2 protein-coding genes are annotated in these 1,354 nt (G+C 49.6%); both read left to right on the forward strand.

Translation table 11 applies throughout. The features are described from left to right. Positions 1 to 113 precede the first annotated feature (113 nt). Positions 114 to 599, forward strand: coding sequence for a 5-(carboxyamino)imidazole ribonucleotide mutase (gene purE, locus R7P72_RS24515; protein ID WP_005394016.1), 486 nt, complete (start codon positions 114 to 116; stop codon positions 597 to 599). 4 nt (positions 600 to 603) lie between these two features. Continuing rightward, positions 604 to 1,354, forward strand: a 751-nt coding sequence (locus tag R7P72_RS24520) for an ATP-grasp domain-containing protein (protein ID WP_318110899.1), incomplete at its 3' end; no start/stop codon positions are given.

Here is a 1,354-nt window from a genome sequence, read left to right on the forward strand (position 1 = left end):
ATGTATCAATAGCGCCAACAACAAAACGCAAACGTTTGCTTGAGATAAAAATCCCCGTATAATGCGCACAAATTTATCAGCTCACCTAATTTTGCAGCTTGAAGGAGTTTGAGATGAAAGTCGGTATCATCATGGGTTCTAAATCCGATTGGCCAACCATGAAACTAGCAGCAGACATGCTGGATCAATTTGGCGTGTCTTACGAAACAAAGGTGGTGTCAGCTCACCGTACTCCTCAACTATTAGCCGATTACGCTAGCAGCGCGAAAGAACGCGGCATCAAAGTGATCATCGCAGGTGCCGGTGGTGCAGCTCACCTACCGGGAATGGCGGCAGCTTTCACCAGTTTGCCTGTACTTGGCGTTCCGGTTCAATCTCGCGCTCTAAAAGGCATGGACTCTTTGCTATCTATTGTACAAATGCCAAAAGGCATTGCTGTCGGCACGTTAGCGATTGGCGAAGCGGGCGCTGCAAACGCGGGCATCTTAGCGGCACAGATCCTAGGCACTCATGACGAAAGCATCATGGCGAAGGTAGAAGCGTTCCGCAATGAACAGACGGAAACCGTACTGGCTAACCCAAATCCAGCTGAGGATTAATCAGATGCATGTACTGGTTCTCGGATCAGGTCAGTTGGCTCGCATGATGTCTCTGGCTGGTGCACCACTGAACATCCAAATCTCGGCTTACGATGTCGGCAGCGGTAACGTTGTCCATCCTCTTACCCAACAGGTGCTTGGTCATGGTTTGGAAAATGCCATTGAACAAGTGGATGCGATCACCGCAGAATTCGAACATATTCCTCACGATGTACTCGACATCTGTGAATTAAGTGGCAAGTTCCTCCCTAGTACCGCAGCCATCAAAGCAGGCGGTGACCGCCGTGTTGAAAAAGCGCTACTCGATAATGCTGGCGTGCGTAATGCAAAGCACTACGTGATTGAGACACGTGAAGATTTTGAACGCGCAATTGAACATGTTGGCATACCTATGGTGCTGAAAAGTGCATTGGGTGGTTACGATGGTAAAGGCCAGTGGCGCTTGAAAGAAGCGGCTCAGATAGAGACGATCTGGACAGAAATGGCGGAGTGCATTGCAGCAACACCTACACAAGCGATTGTGGCTGAAGAGTTTGTACCATTTAACCGTGAAGTCTCTTTAGTTGGTGCGCGTGGCAAAGACGGCAGTGTTGAAGTTTACCCTCTAGCAGAAAACGTTCATACCAATGGCGTATTGAGCTTATCCACCGCGATTGATGCGCCAGAGCTGCAAGCCCAAGCCAAGCAGATGTTCACGGCCGTCGCAGATAGCCTGGATTACGTTGGCGTATTGGCACTCGAGTTCTTTGATGTCG

It is taken from the genome of Vibrio sp. Vb0888, assembly GCF_033338835.1.
GTDB lineage: Bacteria > Pseudomonadota > Gammaproteobacteria > Enterobacterales > Vibrionaceae > Vibrio > Vibrio alginolyticus.